This is a genomic window from Caulobacter sp. FWC2 (assembly GCF_002742625.1).
Classification (GTDB): domain Bacteria; phylum Pseudomonadota; class Alphaproteobacteria; order Caulobacterales; family Caulobacteraceae; genus Caulobacter.
The window spans coordinates 835,491-852,605 of record NZ_PEBF01000001.1 but is presented as its reverse complement, the minus strand read 5'-3'; the positions used below and the strand labels follow the sequence as shown (position 1 = coordinate 852,605).

General features: G+C 67.7%; 12 protein-coding genes and 2 pseudogenes. 5 read left to right on the top strand and 9 right to left on the bottom strand.

Annotated elements, in window-relative coordinates; genetic code table 11:
- Nucleotides 1–44: 44 nt before the first annotated feature.
- On the top strand, nucleotides 45–1,070 hold the full coding sequence (locus CSW62_RS04035; protein WP_099575899.1) for a beta-eliminating lyase-related protein: 1,026 nt from the start codon (nucleotides 45–47) through the stop codon (nucleotides 1,068–1,070).
- Between the two features lie 72 nt (nucleotides 1,071–1,142).
- Here CSW62_RS04035 and CSW62_RS04025 read toward each other — a convergent pair whose 3' ends face one another.
- Nucleotides 1,143–3,359, bottom strand: coding sequence for an EAL domain-containing protein (locus tag CSW62_RS04025; RefSeq protein WP_199170509.1), 2,217 nt, complete (start codon nucleotides 3,357–3,359; stop codon nucleotides 1,143–1,145).
- A 234-nt stretch (nucleotides 3,360–3,593) separates the two neighbouring features.
- The gene (locus CSW62_RS04020; RefSeq protein WP_099575898.1) at nucleotides 3,594–3,953 is read right to left on the bottom strand and encodes a phage holin family protein; all 360 of its coding nucleotides are present in this window, start codon (nucleotides 3,951–3,953) and stop codon (nucleotides 3,594–3,596) included.
- Nucleotides 3,954–4,162: 209 nt separating this feature from the next.
- On the opposite strand from CSW62_RS04020, the gene rpoH reads away from it, so the two are divergent.
- Both rpoH and mrdA read left to right on the top strand, forming a co-directional pair.
- Complete coding sequence (gene rpoH / locus CSW62_RS04015; RefSeq protein WP_099575897.1) at nucleotides 4,163–5,059, top strand: RNA polymerase sigma factor RpoH; 897 nt, start codon at nucleotides 4,163–4,165, stop codon at nucleotides 5,057–5,059.
- A 170-nt stretch (nucleotides 5,060–5,229) separates the two neighbouring features.
- Entirely contained in the window at nucleotides 5,230–7,203 is a 1,974-nt protein-coding gene (mrdA, locus tag CSW62_RS04010; RefSeq protein ID WP_099575896.1) for a penicillin-binding protein 2, read from the top strand.
- Between the two features lie 23 nt (nucleotides 7,204–7,226).
- Here the strand turns inward: mrdA and CSW62_RS26770 are convergent.
- Nucleotides 7,227–7,380, bottom strand: a pseudogene (locus CSW62_RS26770) (hypothetical protein).
- A 39-nt stretch (nucleotides 7,381–7,419) separates the two neighbouring features.
- Here CSW62_RS26770 and CSW62_RS04000 point away from each other — a divergent pair.
- A complete protein-coding gene (locus CSW62_RS04000) occupies nucleotides 7,420–8,139 on the top strand; it encodes an alpha/beta fold hydrolase (RefSeq protein ID WP_369827423.1) in 720 nt (239 codons plus the stop codon).
- Between the two features lie 5 nt (nucleotides 8,140–8,144).
- On the opposite strand, the pseudogene CSW62_RS26765 reads toward CSW62_RS04000, so the two are convergent.
- From CSW62_RS26765 to CSW62_RS03980, 5 genes and pseudogenes are all read right to left on the bottom strand, one after another.
- A pseudogene (locus CSW62_RS26765) lies at nucleotides 8,145–8,260 on the bottom strand (hypothetical protein); the annotation flags it as partial.
- A gap of 56 nt (nucleotides 8,261–8,316) precedes the next feature.
- On the bottom strand, nucleotides 8,317–11,034 hold the full coding sequence (locus tag CSW62_RS03995) for a TonB-dependent receptor (RefSeq protein ID WP_099575894.1): 2,718 nt from the start codon (nucleotides 11,032–11,034) through the stop codon (nucleotides 8,317–8,319).
- Between the two features lie 216 nt (nucleotides 11,035–11,250).
- The gene (locus CSW62_RS03990; protein WP_099582164.1) at nucleotides 11,251–11,997 is read right to left on the bottom strand and encodes a response regulator; all 747 of its coding nucleotides are present in this window, start codon (nucleotides 11,995–11,997) and stop codon (nucleotides 11,251–11,253) included.
- Nucleotides 11,998–12,156: 159 nt separating this feature from the next.
- On the bottom strand, nucleotides 12,157–13,257 hold the full coding sequence (locus CSW62_RS03985) for a hypothetical protein (RefSeq protein ID WP_099582163.1): 1,101 nt from the start codon (nucleotides 13,255–13,257) through the stop codon (nucleotides 12,157–12,159).
- Between the two features lie 205 nt (nucleotides 13,258–13,462).
- Nucleotides 13,463–14,332, bottom strand: a complete 870-nt coding sequence (locus tag CSW62_RS03980; protein ID WP_099575893.1) for an SDR family oxidoreductase — start codon at nucleotides 14,330–14,332, stop codon at nucleotides 13,463–13,465.
- Between the two features lie 106 nt (nucleotides 14,333–14,438).
- On the opposite strand from CSW62_RS03980, the gene CSW62_RS03975 reads away from it, so the two are divergent.
- Entirely contained in the window at nucleotides 14,439–15,332 is an 894-nt protein-coding gene (locus tag CSW62_RS03975; RefSeq protein ID WP_099575892.1) for a LysR family transcriptional regulator, read from the top strand.
- Nucleotides 15,333–15,335: 3 nt separating this feature from the next.
- Here the strand turns inward: CSW62_RS03975 and CSW62_RS03970 are convergent, their stop codons facing one another.
- Complete coding sequence (locus CSW62_RS03970) at nucleotides 15,336–17,006, bottom strand: ATP-binding protein (protein WP_233206604.1); 1,671 nt, start codon at nucleotides 17,004–17,006, stop codon at nucleotides 15,336–15,338.
- Nucleotides 17,007–17,115: the final 109 nt, after the last annotated feature.

The following is a 17,115-nucleotide window of genomic DNA, read 5'->3' as shown; positions in this document are numbered from 1 at the left end:
TCAGCCATGGCATCCCGCACTCAAGTTTCTTCAAAGGTGCGCCCATGGCCCGCTACGATTTCGCGTCTGACAACGTCGCCGGCGCCATGCCCGAGGTCATGGAGGCCCTGATCGCCGCCAATGCCGGGACGGCCTCGGGCTACGGGACCGACCACGTCAGCAAGGCCGCCGGCGACCGCATCCGCGCCCTGCTGGACGCCGACGCCGACGCCGAGGTCAAGTTCGCCGCCTCGGGCACAGCCGCCAACGCCTTCGCCCTGACCCTGCTGGCCGCCCCGCACGAGGCGGTTCTCGCCCACGAGCACGCCCACATCTGCACCGACGAGACCGGCGCGCCGGGGTTCTTCAGCCAGGGCGGCGGGCTGATCGGCCTGCCGGGCGCGTCGGGCAAGATCGCGCTGGCGGGTCTGGAGGCGGCCCTGGCGCGGCCCGAGGTCTCGTACAACCAGCCCGCCAACGCCCTATCGCTGACCACCGCCACCGAGTACGGCACGGTCTATTCGGAAGAACACCTTCGGTCGCTGATCGCGCCGGTGAAGGCCAAGGGCTATGGCGTCCACCTGGACGGCGCGCGTCTGGCCAACGCGGTGGCCGCCGGCTTCGACCTTAAGAGCGTAGCCAGGATGGGCGTCGACATCCTCGTGATGGGCGGCACCAAGGCGGGCTCGACCCCGACCGAGGCCGTGGTGTTCCTCAACCCCGCCCACGCCCGCCGTCTTGATGCGCGGCTCAAGCACGCCGGCCAACTGGTGTCCAAGGGCCGCTTCCTGGCCGCCCCATGGCTGGGCCTGCTGGGCGAGGACGGCGGGACGGGCCCCTGGGCCGCCCGCGCCGCCCACGCCAACGCCATGGCCCAGAAGCTGGCCGCCCTGATGCCGTTTCAGATCAAGCACCCGGTCGAGGCCAACGGCATCTTCGTCGAGATGGACGAGCCCACGCTGGAACGCCTGCGCGGCGAAGGCTGGTTCGTCTACCGCTTCCTCGATGGCACTGTGCGCTTCATGTGCTCATGGGCGACGACGCCGGAAATGGTCGAAGACCTGGGCGCGGCGCTGCAGCGGGTTCGGTGAGGCAGCTGCTCCCCCGCGTTGCGGGGGAGCTGTCGCGGAGCGACTGAGGGGGCGAGCTGGACGCTAGCCGCGTTAGCCCCCTCCGGCCCTCAGGGCCACCTCCCCCGCATCGCGGGGGAGGATCTTTGGCGTCGCTTCTGCTTGAGCGAAAGCCACGACCTCAGCAGCCGCCGCGCTGGCGCTCGTCTCGGTGATGCCCAGCAGTTTGGCGATCTCGCTGGCCGGGGCCGGGCGGCTGATGAAATAGCCCTGGATCTCGGCGCAGCCCTGGCCGCGCAGAGCGTTGAGCTGCTCCAGGGTCTCGACCCCCTCGGCCGTGGTGACGATGCCCATGGACGAGCCGAGGTCCAGCACGGCCTTGATGATGGCCATGGCGTCGCTGTCTTCCAGGATGTCGCGGACGAAGGTCTGGTCGATCTTGATCTTGTCGAACGGGAAGCTGCGCAGATAGCTCAGCGAGCTGTAGCCCGTGCCGAAGTCGTCCATCGAGATCCGCACGCCCAGGGCCTTCAGGTCGTGCAGCATCGACATGTTGGCGGCGCTATCCTGTAGCAGCACCGACTCGGTGATCTCCAGCTCCAGGCGCTGGGCCGGCAGGCCCGAGGCGGCGATGGCCGAGACGACGGTGCGCACCAGTCCCCGGTCGCGGAACTGGGCCGGCGACAGGTTCACCGCCAGACGCACGTGGTCGGGCCAGCGGGCGGCCTCGGCGCAGGCCGTGCGCAGCACCCACTCGCCCAGCGGGACGATCAGGCCGATCTCCTCGGCCAGGGGGATGAAGTCGGCGGGCGAGACCATGCCCCGGTCGGGGTGGCGCCAGCGCAGCAGGGCCTCGCAGCCCGTCACCCGCTCGTCGCCCAGATTGTACAGCGGCTGGTAGAACAGCTCGAACTCGCCGGCCGTCAGGGCGCGGCGCAGGTCCAGCTCCAAGGCGCGACGGGCCTGGAGCTGCTCGTCCATGGCGCGTTCGAAGAAGTGGAAGGCGCCGCGACCGTCGGCCTTGGCGCGGTAGAGGGCCATGTCGGCCTTCTTCAGCAGCTCGTCGGCGTCCTCGCCGTCCGAGGGCGCGGCGGCGACGCCGACGCTGGCGCCGATCACCACCTGGTGGCCTTGCAGGTCAAACGGCGCGGACATCGCCTCGACGATGCGCTCGGCCAGGCGCGTGGCGCCTTTCATGTCCGTCAGGCCGGTCTGGACCACGGCGAACTCGTCGCCGCCCAGGCGGGCCACGGTGTCGCCTTCGCGCACGCAGCCGCGCAGGCGCTCGGCGGCGACGCGCAGCAGCTCATCGCCCAGCGGATGGCCCAGGGTGTCGTTGACGGTCTTGAAGCGATCCAGGTCGATGAAGTGAACCGCCAGCCGGTCGCCCTTGCGCGCGCGGCGGGCCAGGGCCTCGGACAGGTGTCGCTGGAACAGCACGCGGTTGGGCAGCTCGGTCAGCGGGTCGTAGTGGGCAAGGCGGGCGATCTGGGCCTCGGCGCGCTTGCGTTCGGCGATGTCTTCCGAGACGCCCAGCAGGTATTCGGCCTGGCCCTCGGCGTTGCGCAGGGCGATCTTCTTGGTGCGGAGGATGGCCATGCCGCCGTCCTTGCGCGGCACGTGGTCTTCCTCGATCACGCGGACCTCGCCCGACTGCAGCACCTCGCGGTCGCGCTCGACATAGAGGGCGGCCATTTCGGCGTCATGGAAGTCGGCGTCGGTCTTGCCGACCACCTCGGCGCGGGACCGGCCCAGCATCTTCTCGCCAGCGCGGTTCAGCAGCACGTAGCGGTGGTCGTCGGCGCGCTTGACGAACACCATCGAGGGCATGGCCTCGACGATGGCGGTCATGAAGGTCTGGGCGCGCTCGACATCGGCCTTGGCGGCGGCCAGATCGGCCACGCCCCGGCGGTTGGTCTCGTTGGCGGCCTGCAGCAGGCCCAGCACCGTGCCGACGCCCAGATACCGGCCGCCCTCGGTGACGATGAAGCCGCGCAGCAGGTCGGACGCCCGGTACGACAGGCTGTCGGTGGTGAACTCGGCCAGGGCCATGCCGGCGTCGACGACCAGCGGCTCGCGGTCCATCAGCGTCGAGATCGGGCGGTTAGCGTAGAGGGCGCGGCCGTACTCGGCGGCCATGCGCAGGAAGAAGGCGTTGCGTTCGACCAGGCCGATCGGGCGGTTGTCGGCGTCGACGACGGGCACGATCAGGGTATCGGGCTCCTCGCGGAACCGCTCGTACAGGGTCTTGCCCAGATCGTCCTGGCGCGCGGGCGTCAGGGAAGAAACGGTGTCCCGCAGGGTGAACATGGTTACGCCTCCACTCAACCGAGGAAGGACCATTTCTGCGCTAATGAGGTGCTAATGGCGCTCCTGAGGGCTAGCCATTTCGCCAAAACTTCATGACGCTGTCACAGTGTTTGCAAGGGCGTTTACTGTGCCTGGCTACCCTGAAGGGTGACCTGGACCTGGCGCCCGCTATCCCTGAAGTCGCGGCCCGCCGTCAGACCGGCCGCGATCTTCGCCCGAGGCGCCCGCGAGGCCTTAGTCCCGCTCGCGCTTCGCATCCCCCATCGCGACCTGCCCGACCCAGCTGACGACGCCCGTGACGATCGCCGCCTCGATCCCCGCCAGCAGGCCATGGACCGCCAGGCCGTCCAGCAGCCAGGCCACCAGCCCGATCATCGCCGCGTTCACCACCAGCAAGAACAGGCCCAGGGTCAGCAGGGTCAGCGGGAAGGTCAGGACGGTGACCACCGGCCGGACGATGGCGTTGACGACCCCCAGCAGGAAGCCGGCGATCAGCAGGGTGGGCCAGCCGTCGGCGGTGACGCCGGGCACGATGCGCGCGGCCAGCCACAGGCCGGCGGCGGCGATCAGGATGCGGAAGATGAAACGGAACATGCGGCGCGACTCCCTCTGAACTCGGGGGAAAGATTGGCCCAATCGTGCGTCCGGTCAAAGTCGCGGCGCATTCGTACAATATCCAAGCGGGCAACTCGGACATTACAAATGCGTTACCACTCTTCCAACCGCCGCTTCGCGAACTATCTAGTCCCTCGTGTGAGGGATGATCGCGCGCACTTGAGCAGCGGATCCGCACGCAAGGGGATATAAGAAGTATGGCCGTGAATTCTCTATCGGTGATGTCGCCGGACGGCGGCCTGTCGCGTTATCTCACCGAGATCCGCAAGTTCCCGATGCTGCCCAAGGACGAGGAGTTCATGCTCGCCCAGCGCTGGAAAGAGCATCAGGACTCCGCCGCCGCCCACAAGATGGTGACGTCGCACCTGCGCCTCGTGGCCAAGATCGCCATGGGCTATCGCGGCTACGGCCTGCCGATCGGCGAGGTGATCTCCGAAGGCAATGTCGGCCTGATGCAGGCGGTGAAGAAGTTCGAGCCCGACAAGGGCTTCCGCCTGGCCACGTACGCCATGTGGTGGATCCGCGCCTCGATCCAGGAGTACATCCTGCGCTCGTGGTCGCTGGTGAAGATGGGCACGACCGCCGCGCAGAAGAAGCTGTTCTTCAACCTGCGCAAGGCCAAGAGCCAGATCGCCGCCTTCCAGGAAGGCGACCTGCGTCCTGACCAGGTCAGCTACATCGCCACCAAGCTGGGCGTGCTGGACAGCGAGGTCATCTCGATGAACCGCCGCCTGTCGGGCCCCGACGCCTCGCTGAACGCGCCGCTGCGCGTCGACGGCGAAAGCGAGTGGCAGGACTGGCTGGCCGACGACGACCAGGTGTCGCAAGAGACCGTCGTCGCCGAGAACGAGGAGAAGTCGCTGCGGATGTCGCTTCTGGAAGAAGCGATGGTCGAGCTGACCGACCGCGAGCGTCACATCCTGACGGAACGCCGCCTGAAGGACGACCCGACCACGCTGGAAGAGCTGGCCGCCCAGTACGGCGTCAGCCGCGAGCGCGTCCGCCAGATCGAGGTCCGCGCGTTCGAGAAGCTGCAGAAGACCATGCGCGAGGCGGCCATCGCCAAGAACATGGTCGACGCATAAGACTTGAGCTCACCTCTGTGAGACGGAAAAGGGCGCTCTTCGGAGCGCCCTTTTTTCGTTCTCCGCCCTGGTTTCTCGCCGCCTGACGGAAACCGTCCGCCAGCCGCGAAACGTCCTTTGAGACCGACCAGCGGTGTGATGTCGTCGCGACAAGGTGCGGTTGAGTCGGGATGAGCGAACCTTCAATATTTTTCTTCGAGGTCAATGAGCGTCAGGGGGTCTTCCACCGGCGCGCGTTCCTGCTGGGCGGGCTCACGGGCGGCGGCCTGCTGGCCCTGGGCGGACGGCTGGCGCAGCTGCAGCTGGTCGAGGCCCAGCGGTATCAGAAGCTTTCGGCCGGCAACCAGTTCAACTACCGCCTGGTGCCGCCGCCGCGCGGCCTGATCCTGGACCGCAACGGCGTATCCCTGGCCTCCAACCGCCCGAACTTCCGGCTGATCATCAACAAGGACAAGGGCCTCGACGCCGAGGCCGTCATCGACAACCTGGCCAAGCTCGCGCCGATCGACGCCGCCCGTCGCGCCCGGGTGCTCAAGGAGCTGGACCGCGCGCCGCGCAAGGCTCCGGTGGTGGTCATGGAGGACCTCTCCTGGGAGGAGTTCAGCCGCGTCAACATCCGCGCGCCGGAACTGTCCAGCGTCACCGCCGACATGGGCGAGGTGCGGGTCTATCCGTTCGGCGGCGCCTTCGCCCACGTGATCGGCTATGTCGCCAAGGCGTCGGACCGGGATCTGAAGGCCGCCGAGGGCGACAGCACCCAGGACCAGGTCCTACTGCACAATCCCGGCTTCCGGATCGGCAAGCAGGGCGTCGAGAAGGCCTTCGACACGGCCCTGCGCGGCCGCGCCGGCGCCACCAAGACCGAGGTCGACGCCCAGGGGCGCGTGGTGCGCCTGGATCCCGCCGGCGACATCCCCGCCACAGCCGGCAAGGAGATCCGTCTCACCCTGGACGCCGACATCCAGAACCGCGCCCTGGAGGTGATGGGCGAGGAAAGCGGCGCGATCGTCATGGTCGATTGCCGCAACGGCGACCTGCTGTGCATGGCCTCGGCGCCCAGTTTCGACGCCAACCAGTTGGTCAAGGGTCTGTCAGGTCCCGAATATCGCGCCTTGGCCGAATACGAGCGCAAGCCCCTGCTCGACAAGACCATGACCGGCGTCTACCCGCCGGGCTCGACCTTCAAGCCGACGGTGGCGCTGGCGGCGCTGAGCGCGGGCGTCAATCCCAGCGAGCGGGTGGTCTGCACGGGCGGCTGGTACTTCGGCGGCCGCACCTGGCACTGCCACAAGAAGGGCGGGCATGGTTCTCAGAACATGCACGACGCCATCAAGAACTCCTGCGACGTCTATTTCTACCAGATGGCGCTGCGCATCGGGCCGGACCCGATCCACACGACGGCGACTGCCATGGGCTTCGGCCAGACCTTCGACCTCGGAATTCCCGGCCAGCGCAAGGGCCTGGTCGGCTCGCGCGACTGGAAGAAGAAGGCCTTCAAGAAGGACCCGACCTGGCACCCCGGCGACTCCGTGCCGTACGGGATCGGCCAGGGCTATATCAACGTCAACGCCCTGCAGCTGGCGGTGATGTGCGCGCGCCTGGCCAACGGCAAACGGGCGCTGAACCCGCGCCTGGTCAAGTCGATCGGCGGGATCGACCAGCCGCACGGCGACGCCGTGGCCGACCTGCCGATCCCGGCCGAGCACCTGGCCATCGTCCGCGACGGCATGGCGGCGGTGGCCAACGATCCCACGGGCGGCGCCTACAAGCAGAGCCAGCTTGGACTGGCCGACGTGCTGATGGCGGGCAAGACCGGCACGGCCCAGGTCCGCCAGTATTCCCAGACCGGATCGCGCAGCAACCAGGGCATCCCCTGGCGGCTGAAGGACCACAATCTGTTCATCGCCTTCGCGCCCTACGACAATCCGCGCTACGCGATGTCGGTCCTGGTCGAGCACGGCGGCCTGTTCGGCTCCAGCGCCGCCGCGCCCCGCGCCCGCGAGGTGATGCGCGTGGCCCTGCTGAAGGATCCTGAAATCCGCGCCCGCATCGAACAGCCGACGGCGCTGCCGTCGTTCGAGCCCGAAGAGAACGAGGCGGCGGAAGCCCCGACCCCGACGGAGGGCGACCTGCCGCAGGGGTGACTGTGCTTCGCGGGCCCTCTCCTTTAGGGAGAGGGAGGGGCCCGCCGCGTAGCGGTGGGAGGGTGAGGGGTTACGAGGTTTGACGGCGTGCCGGCACTCCGTCGAGCGCTGTAACCCCTCACCCCCAGCCCTCTCCCTATGGGAGAGGGAGCAAGCAGCCGCCCCTCCCCCGAACAGACTTCCAGAATGTCCGCGTCCGGCGCTATGAACGCCAGGATGACCGACGCCCCCCTCCCCCAGCTGATCCTCCTGCCCGGCCTGCTCAACGACGCCGCGCTGTGGCGGGACCAGATCAGCGGGCTTGCCGATGTCGCCCGGCCGTGGGTTCCCGACCTGACGCCCTACGCCACGATCCGCGAGATGGCGCTGAGCGTGCTGGAAAAGGCCGAACCGAGCTTCGCCCTGGCCGGGTTCTCGATGGGCGGCTATGTGGCCCAGGAGATCGCCCGGATCGCGCCGGAGCGCATCGAGCGGCTGGCCTTGCTGGACACCTCGATCCGCGTCGACACGCCCGAGCGCGCCGCCCAGCGCCGGGCGCTGAACAAGGCCGCCGCCAAGGGCGGGACGTTCTTAGGCATCGGCCAGGCGATCATGAAGAGCTATGTCGACGCCTCGCGCCTGGACGACGCCGACCTGACCGGCCGCATCGTCGACATGACCCAGCGCCTGGGCCGCGAGGTGTTCCTGCGCCAGAACAGCCTGGAGCGCGAGGACGGCGAGGCGGCGCTGCGGGCGTTGCGCGTGCCGCTGGTGGTCATCGTCGGCGAGAACGACCAGATCACCCCCGCCGAAGGCCACCGCGCGATGGCCGCGGCGATCGGCTGCTCGCACCTGCTGGTCATTCCCAACACCGGCCACATGACGCCGATGGAGGCCCCCGGGCCGGTGAACGGGGCGCTGCGCCACTGGCTGCAACGCCCCGCCGGCAAGCGCTAAGGACACTGTCCTCGTCCTTCGACAAGCTCAGGATGAGGACGACTGGAAGACCGGTTCGCGCAAAATCCTCATCCTGAGCCTGTCGAAGGACGAGGATTTCCCGGCCATTGAACCTAAACAAAAAACCTCCCCGGACGGACCGGGGAGGTTCTTGCAGGTCGGACCCAAATCCAGACCTTAGAAGTTGAAGCGCACCCCGCCGACATAGCGGCGGCCGAACTTCTCGTACTCGATCGGGTAGCGCGACTGGTCGCCATAGCGGCGCGCGCCCTGGTTGGTCAGGTTGCTGGCGTCGAAGAACACTTCCAGGTGCTTGTTGACCTGATAGCGGGCCGAGAAGTCCATCTCCTCGTCGCTGTCCCAGAAGATGTCGCCGTTGTCGGTGGGATAGGTGCCGCCGTTGACGACGCGATAGGCGCCAACCGACTGGCCCCACGGCGTGCGGTACTGGTAGGCCAGACGCAGGGTCATGCCGTACTTTTCGTAGATGGCCTGGACGTTGTAGACGGCGTCCGAGGTGCCCAGCACCGAGATGGTGCGGGCCGGCACGCCGCCGACCGACGGCAGGGTGACCTTCGACGAAGTCCAGGTGCCCGACAGGCGCGTGCCGAAGCCGCCCAGCCAATCGGGCAGGCTGTGCTGCTCGACGAAGGTCTTGGCGGTGCCGCTGAAGAACAGCTCGACGCCCTGCAGGTGGCCTTCGCCGGCGTTGTCGATGCTGCTGTAGGCATAGCCCGAGCGGTCGACGCCATTGCTGTTCAGCGAGCTGTCGCCGAACGTGCGCGAGGTCTGGACCAGGACGTCCTTCAGGTCCTTGTAGAAGAAGCCCGCCGACACGAAGGTCTCCTGGCCGGCGTACCATTCCAGATAGGTGTCGAGGCCGATCTGGCGCTCGGGCTTGGCGTTGGGATTGCCGCCCGAGACCGTCTGGTTGCTGTCGCTGAAGGTGAAGTTCGGGCGCAGGTCGTCGAAGTCGGCGCGCGAGGCCGAGGTCGTGACGCCGACACGCAGCTTCAGGTCCTCTTGCAGGTTCCAGTTCAGGTGGGCGCTGGGATAGAACAGCGTGTCATCGCTCTTGGTCTTGACCAGCCGCACGCCGGCCGGGGTCGCGCCCGCAGCCGGGAAGCTGACATAGGCCTGGCCTTCGTTCTCGATGTGCTCGACGCGGACGCCGTAGACGACATTGCCCCAGTCGAAGCGGGTCGTGCCCATGGCGTAGCCGGCGGTGATCGTCTCGCCCACGCGCCAGTAGTTGGCGGTGGTGTCGGTCTTGGTCGCCGTGCCGGCGGCCACGAGGCCCTTCACGAAGTTGGTCGTGTAGTCCTTGTCGGTGTAGCGGAAGGTGTAGTTCAGGTTCTGGCTGCCGAGGTAGCCGATGTTGGTGGCGAACTGCGCCCAGGCCGGCGCGGTCGCGCCCGAGAAGGCCTGGCTGAAGGCGCTTTCACGCGACTTCTTGGTGCGGTCGGTCCACAGGCCGCCGAACTCGAACTTGGTCTCATGACCGCCCAGCTCGGCCTCGTAGTCGAAGTCGGCCTTGGCGGTCAGGGCGTTGGTGAAGTCGCCGCCCTTGAGGTTGCCGGCGCTGGTCAGCGGGAACTGGAAGTCCTCGATGTTGGTCACCTGGGCGCCGCGGGTGCGAGCCCCGGTCACGCCGCCGGTCTGGAAGAGCTTGACGGTGTTCACGTCGCCGTTGCGGAAGTCGTACTCGACGGTCGGACGCAACAGGAAGCTGGACGGGCTCTGGAACGCCATGGTCACCGGGGTGTCGCGGCCGTCCTGGGTGTAGGTGTAGTTCAGCCGCCACGAGGCGCTGAACTTGTTCCACTTGTGCTCGCCGCCCACCGTGTTGGTGGACATGGCTTCCTTGGTGTTGCGGTAGTCGATGCGGCCGTTGATGCGCGCGCCGTAGCTCGTGCCGAAGGTCGGGTCGTTGGCGTTGATATAGGCGGCGCTGGTGTAGCTGTTGCCGGCGGCATCCGTGCCCTGGTCCAGGCGGAAGATGAAGTTATCGCGCAGTTCGTCGTCGTGATAGTACGTATTGATCGTGCTGGCGAAGATCGAGTTGTTCTCGTCGAACTTGTAGTCCAGCCGGATCGACGCCGACATGTTCTTGCGCGTCAGGCGGTAGTGCTTGTTTTCGTGCTCGCGAGCGAAGTGCTTGTCCGGCGCGACGGTGTTGCTGAGATACGGATCGGTTTCCCAGTTGTCGGTCGCCATCTCGCGCGAATAGTACGAGCCCTGGGCCACGATGCCCAGCTTGTCGCCGAAGACGTTGGAATAGACGAGGTTGCTGTCGACCTCGTCGCCGCCGCCCAGCTTGACGCGGCCCCAGCCCAGCTTGCCGGTGATCCGCTGGCCCTTGTAGTCGAAGGCGCGGCGAGTGCGGATGTCGACATTGCCCGCGACGGTGTCGCCCGGCATCGACGGCACGATGGCCTTCTCGACCGTGATCTGGCTGGCGATGGCCGAGGGGATGTTGTCGAAGCGCGTGGCGCGGCCCTCGGGGCTGACCACCGACAGGCCGTCGAACGACAGCGTCGTCCAGTAGACCGGCGCGCCGCGCAGGTTGATGTAGCGGGCCTGGCCCTGGTCGCGCTCGACGCCCACGCCCGGCAGGCGGCCGACGGCGAAGGCGATGTTCTGGTCGGGCAGCGCGCCGACCGCGTCGGCCGACAGCACGCTGACCAGCGAGTCCGAGTTCTTCTGGATCTGCAGCGCCACGGCCTGGCTCTCGGCCAGCGGGCGACGTCCGGTGATGATGATGTCGCTGACCGTGGTGTCGGCCTCATTGGCCTTGGCGACGTCTTCGGCGTGCGCAACGCCGGCCACGGCCACCAGCATGAGCGACAGGATGCTTGCGCGGCGCAGCAGCGCCGCTCGGGTGCGGATGGTCATGAGTACCCCCAGTGCCGTCGCGACTTCGCGCGACTTTCGAGCTTCTGTGAGGGAGGCCTTAGCGGCCGGGCGTCTCGTCTCCGCGACGAAACAATGACGCCTTTATGACGACATAATTTGACAGGGTTCCGCCACAAACCAGAAAACAACAAAGGCGGCGCCCGCTGGACGCCGCCTTTGCATGTGTTTGCTTCTCCCAAGCAACGGGGGAAGATCTCAGGCCGCTCGGACGGCGCCTTCGCCGGTCATGAAGCCCAGCAGGGCGTCGATACGCTTGACCAGTTCGCCGCGGGCGGCGGTTCCGGACATGTCGGCGCCCATGCAGGTCTCGAGGGCCGCAGCGGCCTCGATCAGGCGGCTATCCTTGACGGCCTCGCCGACCTTGCGCAGCTCGACCGCCTGGGCGACCAGGGCTCGGCGGGCCTGGGCCGGATCGCTGTCCAGCGCGGTGGCGGCGGACTTGACGATGCGCAGGGCCTGGGACAGGCGCGCGGCGGGCGTGCCGGCCCCATCGGCCTTGCGCTTGCGCGGACCCTTGTAGTCGGCCGAGTTGAAGCGGCGGCGGTCGGGGCCGACATAGGCCACGGCCTCGATCCAGTCGCGCGGTTTCAGGGTCACCGCCTCCAGACGGCGCTCAAGGTCGCCCAGATTGAACGGCTTGCGCATGAACTCGTGCACCCCGGCGTCGCGCGCGCCGAAGATCGCTTCGGCGGTGGCTTCGGCCGTGCAGATGATCACCGGGGCCTGGCGGCACATCAGGTCGCTGCGGCGGATCTTGCGGGTGAAGGCCAGGCCGTCGACGCCGCCCTGATTGTGCTCGACGAAGATGAGCTGGGGGTCCGTGGCGCGAGCCATGGCGTAGCCCTTCTCCGCCGACGGGGCGGCGAAGATCTGCACCCCGCCCAGGGGACGCAGATGTTCGGCCAGCAGGCGCGCCGTCGCCGGGTTGGGGTCGACGACCATCACGCGCTGCACCTTGGCGGCGACACGCTGGATTGTGCGGACGTTACCGTCGAACACGGACGACAGACTCCTCGAAACTAGACATCGACCGTTAGACCCAGAATGTAAAAATCCGCTTAGGATTGATCACGATCGAGCGCATCGGTTCGCCAGGCGCCCCTAGATGGCCAAGGGCACCGACAGGCCCGCCTCGAAGTCCATCAGGATATCGATGGCCTCCTCGACGTCGATCGTCAGCGGCTCATTCTGCGGGAAGCGGTAACGCCAGTAGCTGGAGATGTGGGAGATCACCCCCACCCGCTCGCCCAGCGACAGGAACATTTCCGGCGCCCGCAGCAGGAAGTCGCGGAAGGCTGTCGGACGGCCATTCTCGATCAGGTCCTCGAAAGCGTCGTCATAGACCTTCAGCGTGCGCATGATCGCCGAGCGCTCGACCAGCACCGCGCCCTGCAGGCGACGGCGGGAGTCATCCAGGAACTTGGCGGTCTCGGCGTCCCGGTTGCCGGTGACGATCAGGCGGCCGATCTCCCGGCCCACCGTGGTCAGCTGCGGCCACAGCTTGGTCAGCATCCACTTGTAGTAGAGGAAGCCCTTCCAGCTGAAGACGCCTTCCTTGAAGCTCTCGCCCTCCATGACGAGGGTGTCGCGCAGCGGCTCCAGGCGCTCGTCGACGTCGGTCGACAACAGGGCTTCGACAAGGCGCGCGGCGTGGGCGCGGCCGACCCCGACACTGCTGGATCCACGATAGGCCAGTTCGATCAGCCGCGAGATTTCCAGGGTCACGAAACCCTGCATGTTCTCGTAGTCGGCCATCGACAGGGCGAAATAACAGTTGGCGACCAGCACGCCGTGGCGGCGCAGGTGCTCGCGCAACAGGAACGGATCCAGCGACGGCAACATATCGATCAGGCGCAGAGTGGCCAGATCGCGGCTCATGTCGCCCGCGGCGTTGCAGGCCCCGACCACCAGGTCGGCCCAGCCGCGCTGGCCGACGAACACCGACTGGCCGCCCAGGCCCAGGTCCTTGCGGTCGAACGGGATGATGATCTTGGTCGCCGTCGGCCGAGCTTCGTCGAACAGGTAGATGTCGTCGTTGCGCAGGCGGTGCTTCAGCACGATGGCGGTGTTCAGGGTCCGGTTCCGGAACAGCGGGGCCTGGGCGTATTCGGGCCGATGCGCGCTCTCGGCCTCGACGGCCAGCAGGTTCAGGACACGGCTGGTCGAGGCCGTGCGCTCCAGGGCGCGCAGGCTGCGCATCATCCGATCGGACTTGTGGATCGGCTTCAGCTGGCGGCGACGCGCGATTGCGGACACGGAAACCCCTTGTGTAGACAAGCCGTCATAAGCCCGGGGTGGCTAACAAACGCTAACCAAACGATGTTCGATCAATCACACGCAACCGGAAGTGGGGACGAGGTTCCAGAGCTCGCCCCACATTCCACGCCCCCAATGCCGCGCTTAGAGGTCAGGTCGCCGCGGCGATACGCGCCGCGAAGTCACGATAGGCGCGCAGCGGGCGACCCAGGATGCGGGTCAGACGCTCGACGTCGCCCGTTTCGGGGATCATGCCGTCGCTGACAAAGCGTTCGGCCATCAGGCGCATCTCATAGGCCATCCACTTGGGCATGAAGGCCGACGCGGTCTGCTCGAACCCGCTGGGGTCATCGCCGCCATACACGACCGGGCGGCCCAGAACGTCCGACCAGATCGCCGCCACGTCCGCGCCCGTCAGCGTGTCGGGACCGACCAGGTTGAGGGTCTCGACCGGCAGCTTCTCCGGCGCCTGGTCGTGGCGGATCAGCTCGATCGCGGCGACCTCGGCGATGTCGCGCGCGTCGATCATGGCGACGCCCTTGCCGCCGACCGGCATCGGATAGACGCCGTGGTTCAGGACCACGTCCTTGATCGTCAGGTCGTTGTCGATGAAGTAGGCTGGCCGCAGGATCGTGGCGGAAAAGCCCATCTGCTCGATCATCCGCTCCGCGCCGAACTTCACGGCGAAATGCGGCACGTTCACGAAGCGATCGGCGTGCAGCACCGACAGGTAGACGATCCGATCGACGCCGCACTCCCGGGCGATGTTCAGGGTGATCAGCGCCTGGGTGAATTCGTCGCCCGCGACGGCGTTGAGCAGGAACACCGTTCGCACGCCCTTGAAGGCCGCGCGCAGGGATTCGATGTCGAGCAGGTCGCCCTTGGCGATCTCGACCCCGTTCGGGACGTCGGCCTTGGCCGGATCGCGAACCAGGACGCGGACCTTGGCGCCGCGCTGGATCAGTTGCTGGACGACGTGGCGGCCGACACGGCCGGTGGCGCCGGTGACGAGGATGGTCATGGGAAAATCTCCGGGGTTGAAGTCGTTTGACGCCCACAGAAATGATCGATCCACAGACGGACCAATAGTCGCTATATCTAGACACACCGTCTCATTGGTGGAACAGATGGACTTGCTGGCCCTCGCCGATTTTAACCTGGTTGCTCGCCATGGCGGCTTCGGCCGCGCCGCGCGCGAGACCGGCCGACCCAAGGCCACGCTGTCGCGGCGGGTGTCAGACCTGGAAGCCGGCCTCGACCTGCGCCTGTTCGAACGTGGCGGTCGCACGCTGAAGCTCACGGAGGAAGGGCGGGCCCTGTTCGCCCGCACGGGCGCCCTGCTCGCCGAATTGGACGAGGCCGCCGCCGCGATCGCTTCTGGCGGCGGGACGCCGCGCGGCCGCCTTCGGGTCAGCGCGCCGTTGCTGTTCTCCCAGACCGCCATGGGCCGGCTGGCAGCTGAATTCGCACGCGCCTTCCCGGAGGTGCGGCTGGAAGTGACGACCGACGATCGTCCGGTCGACATGGTCGAGGAGGGCTACGACCTGGTGATCCGGGTAAACCCGAACCCCGACGCGGGGCTCATCGGCCGCATCATCCTGCGCGATCGGCTGGTGGTCGTCGGCCATCCGGACCTGGCCCGTCCCCATGACGCCGCGCCGGTTCGCGCCGTGGTGCGCGGAGGCGGGGACGACGCCGAGACCTGGGACACGGTGACCTCGCAAGGTCCGTTCCGGATCGCGGTCGAGCCCGTCCTGCGGCTTTCGTCGCTGATCATGGTCCGCGACGCCGTACGGGCGGGCGTGGGGATCGCGCGCCTGCCCATTTCCCTGGTCGGTCACGACCTTGACGCCGGCCGGCTAGCGACTTGGGGTGACGTCGCCGGATCGGAGATCGCGCTCTGGGCGCTGTACCCGTCCCGGCGGCTGCTCAGCGCCCGTGTCGCCGCCTTCCTGGAGCATCTGAAGACAGCCTTTCCGACCGGCGCACCGGAAGAACTGGCCGGCTATATCGAGGGATAGGCGTTAGCTCGCGGCTTTCAGCGCTTCGGGCGCCGACGGCGCGCCGCGCAGCCTCGCCACGGTCATCAGCAGGCCGGCCGGCTGAATGGGCTTGGGATGAGCGTCGTCGAAGCCCTGGGCCAGCAGCCGCTCGGCGTCGCCGACCATGGCGTCGGCGGTCAGGGCCACCACCGGCACATCGACGCGGCCGCCCTCGCCCCCCCGGATGCGGCGCACGGCCTCGACACCGTCCATCACCGGCATGTGGACATCCATCAGCACGACGTCGAAGTCCTCGACCCGCAGGCGGGCCAGGGCCGTATGGCCGTCGGCGGCGGTCGCCACCAGGGCCCCGGCGGCTTCGAGGATGGCGCGGGCCACGGTCTGGTTGACGGCGTTATCGTCGACGACCAGCACCCGCGCGTCGGTCAGGTCGGCGGCCACGTCATTCGACGCGTCCCCCGGCGCCGCCGCGGCGGGCAGCGGCAGGCGGGCGGTGAAGGTCGAGCCCTCGCCCAGCGTGCTCTCCACGTCGATCTGGCCCCCCATCTGTTCGGCCAGGCGTCGGCAGATCGCCAGGCCCAGGCCGGTGCCGGCGAACCGGCGGGCGGTCGTGCGGTCGCCCTGGACGAACGGGGTGAAAAGCTTGGCGACCTGCTCGGCGTCCATGCCCACGCCGGTGTCGGACACGGACACGGCGATCCCGTCGCCCGCGCCATTCGGCGCGACGCGGATGACGACCCGGCCGGCGTCGGTGAACTTCAGGGCGTTGGAAATCAGATTGCGCAGGATCTGGCGTACGCGAATGTCGTCGCCCGCCAGCCAGGCCGGCGTCGCCGGATCGATCTCGACGGCCAGCTCGACGCCCTTCAACAGCGCCGTCTCGCGCCAGACCAGGCGGATCTGGGAAACCGACTTGCGGATGTCGAATGGCGCGACGACGAGGGTCAGCTTGCCGGCCTCGACCTTCGACAGATCGAGGATGTCGTTGAGAATGGTCATCAGGCCGTGGCTCGACTGCTCGATCGCGTCCAGATACTCCGCCTGGCGAGCGTCGAGGTTGGTGCCGCGCAGGGCGTGGGCCAGGCCCAGCACCCCGTTCATCGGCGTGCGCAGCTCATGGCTCATCATCGCCAGGAAGGCCGACTTTGCGCGACTGGCGTCCAGCGCCTGGGCCTCGGCGCGTTCTCGCGCCTTGGCCGAGCTTCGCATGACGCGCACGGCGTCGAAGGCGTAGCCCAGCAGACCCGCGACCGTCGCCAAGGCCACGACCTTGTCCCAGACCGTGAAGCGCGGGGCCAGCAACGGCGCCATGATCAGGGCGATGATCGGGGCAGGCAGAAAGGTCAGCATCGTGGACCAGCTGACCGTGGCGTACTTCAGGCCCTCGACGATAATGCCGAACAGAATGATCAGGGCCGCGAACCGCATCGACATCGGACCGTGCAGCGCGCTCCAGCAGGCCATGATGGACCAGACCGCGGTGAAGGCCGCCGGCGGTCCCACCCGCCTCAGCAAGGCGGTCCGACCGCTCTCGCGCGGCTTGAACGTCCGCTGGATGTAAAACAGCCAGCTTTCCAGGATGAGATGGGCCCCGCCCCAAAGAAGGACGGGCTTCAGGCCGAAATTGAAGGCGAGCAGACCGCCGACCAGGGCGACGACGGACAGGCGCGCGACCCAGCTGCGCTGGCTCATGACGAGCGTCGCGCCTTCCTGTCCGTCCTCAAGAAACTCGCGCAGCCCCACGGTCACCCTTTCATGGTGATTCTACGGGGGAGTTTCGACGAACAAGGTTCACAAGCAT